The 2,675-nt window shown below is 61.8% G+C and carries 2 protein-coding genes; one reads left to right on the plus strand and one right to left on the minus strand.

Going from position 1 to position 2,675, the window contains the following annotated elements; all coding sequences use genetic code 11:
* Nucleotides 1–532 precede the first annotated feature (532 nt).
* A complete protein-coding gene (locus RT424_RS23815; protein WP_313443288.1) occupies nucleotides 533–1,483 on the minus strand; it encodes a LysR family transcriptional regulator in 951 nt (316 codons plus the stop codon).
* Nucleotides 1,484–1,662: 179 nt separating this feature from the next.
* Here RT424_RS23815 and RT424_RS23820 point away from each other — a divergent pair.
* Nucleotides 1,663–2,675: MFS transporter (locus RT424_RS23820; RefSeq protein WP_313443296.1), on the plus strand; the 1,013-nt coding region annotated here is incomplete at its 3' end.

Consider the following 2,675-nt stretch of genomic DNA (forward strand, 5'->3'; position numbering starts at 1 on the left):
GGCGATCACGCGCCTCCCCGGCCAGCGCGAACACTTGCGCGGCCGAGAGATGGTCAGGCGCGGAAACCGGCACGGTCAGGGCCCCCTGGTCCTGCGCGCCCGCGCTGGTCGCGATGCCCGCCAGCATCGCCGCGACCAGCAATCGACGAATTGAAATGATACACCCCCGTTTGTACGCCTTGCTATCGTACTGAAACGGTTGCTGTCCAGATAGATCGTATGCCGCCCCGGGGCGTCGGGCAGTTCGCTGATAGTTCGGTCCTGCGTTGTCTAACGAACAGACCCTGTGACAATCCCAGCGACCGAAGCCCTTCTGCGGAGCACAGCGCGGAGGAAAGACTGCTGAAGAGGAGGGGCTAGGGACATCTAGACTTATGTTTTATGACAGGGGAGGGTCGCGAGCTGCCGGAACCAGGCCGTCTGCACCTGAGCATGGGGATTTGGCGTCTGAACAGCGACAAAGGGTCGAGTGCTTCAGCAAGGAGCAACGATAGCTGACATCCTCAACTTAAGCGCTCGGTCCCCCGCCTCCTCAGCCCTGTTCCCTTTTACTCGAACTGCGGGCATGGATCGCGCATGCGGTAGGTAGAACAGGACCGACAGTTTCATCGGGCCGGAGATGTTCTACTTTGGTCCCGGGCCGATGGTCGCGGAATGCGGCGGCCAGGGTACGCAGGGCCTCACGCGATTTCATGTCGGTCAGCGTGGAGAACATCACGATCTCGGTGGACGGCAGCGGCGGAAGGCCGAAGCGTTGACTGACTTCTATCGTTCCCGGCGGTGCCTGCCGGCAGGAGAAAGCGGAAATGGCAAGGCCGGCCGAGACTGCTGCCGTCACCATCGCCGAGGTTCCGCCTAGAAACACTTCCGTCCACGATATGCAGGCCGCGTCCAGCGCTTGCGCAGCGATATCGCGGACCCCGCAAGCAGGCGACAGGGCGGCCAGCCTGAGCGGCTCGCCCTGCCGATGGGCAAATTGCGGGGCTGCGTACCAGCCAAAATGCTCGGCCGCGAGAACCTCTCCATCGCGCCGGTCATCCTCGCGCCGGATTATGGCGGCGTCGAGTTCGCCCCGATCGAAGGCGTCAAGCAATGCCCGCGAACTGTCCATGCGTACTTCAATGGTCAGACTGGGATCATGGGCGTGGAGCCGCCCGAGCAGCGTCGGAACCTCCGCACCCGCGACATGGGCTGCGATGCCAAGACCGAAGCGCCGCCTGACCGCCGAGAGGCCCGCCAGCGCGCGATCATGAGCCGCCAGAAATTCACGTGCGCCTTCGAGGAACACCTCGCCCTGGGCTGACAACCGGACGGAACGCGGCGTCCGCTCTATCAGGCGTTGGCCGACCCGATTCTCAAGGCGCTTCAACTTCACGCTGATCGCACCCTGTGTCGAACCCAGGGCCTGGGCGGCGCGCGTGAAGCTTCGCAGATCCGCAATTGCGACAAAGACCTGAACCGCATCCACATCCAACGTGGCCATCACTACTATCCAAAATCGTTGTCTCTGAAATATTCAACCATCCCATTTTGCTATGGTCAAGCCCTCGCTACGTCACGGTCATCCATCCCGTTGAGAGGCCGACCATGACTTTGGCTGAAGCCAGCCCTTACTCGTCGCGTAACGCCGTTGCGCTCGCCGCCATATGCTTGTCGGCCCTGATGTTCGGTCTGGAGATTTCCAGCGTACCGGCAATCCTCCCGACTTTGGAAAAGCTGCTGGGTGCGGATTTCCGCCAGCTTCAGTGGATCATGAATGCCTATACGATAGGCGTGACGATAGTTTTGATGGCGACCGGGGCATTGGCGGATCGCTTTGGGCGCAAGCGTGTATTCATCGTCAGCGTCGCGGCTTTCGGCGCAGCCTCTCTTGCCTGCGGTATCGCCCAAAGCGTGGCAGTGCTGATCGGCGTACGTTTCCTCCAGGGACTAAGCGGCGGGGCGATGCTGGTGTGCCAGATCGCTATCCTGTCGCACCAGTTTCGTACCGCAGCGGAGCGCGGCAGGGCATTTGGTTGGTGGGGCATCATGTCCGGCATCGGATTGGGGTTCGGTCCGATCATCGGCGGCGCCATCGTGGTGCTGTGGAATTGGGAGTGGGTGTTCCTCGTCCATGTGGCGTTGGCCATCGTGACCCTCGTGCTGACGTTCAGCGGTATACAGGAATCGCGAGACCCGCATGCAACGCAGCTCGACATAGCCGGGATCGCTACGCTGTCGATTGCCGTTTTCGCGCTCGCCTTCTTTATTACGCAGGGACCGGCATTCGGCTTTGTCAGCCCGGTCGGGCTTTCGATCATGGGGGCATCGGTCGCCGGCTTCATCGCCTTCGTCGTCACGGAACGCCGCGCCGCGCATCCGATGTTCGACTCCTCGGTTTTTCGCATCCGTGCCTTTTCTGGCGCGATCATCGGATCGGCGGCGATGAACATCAGTTTCTGGCCGTTCATGATCTACTTGCCCATCTGGTTTCATGCAGGTCTTGGTTATGGCGGCGTCGCTGCCGGTCTCGGATTGCTCGCCTATACCCTGCCGGCGCTGGTCGTACCGCCGCTGGCCGAGCGTCTCTCGCTCCGCTATCAGGCGCGCCTCGTCATTCCGGCAGGCCTGTGCACTATCGGACTGGGATTCCTGCTGATGAAGCTTGGTAGCGGTGCCACGAATGCCAGCTGGCT

It is taken from the genome of Novosphingobium sp. (assembly GCF_032093395.1).
Classification (GTDB): Bacteria; Pseudomonadota; Alphaproteobacteria; order Sphingomonadales; family Sphingomonadaceae; genus Novosphingobium.

Coding starts and splice junctions, on each gene's coding strand:
- RT424_RS23815 (WP_313443288.1), bottom strand. CDS start 1,483: ATGGCCACGTTGGATGTGGATGCGGTTCAGGTCTTTGTCGCAATTGCG.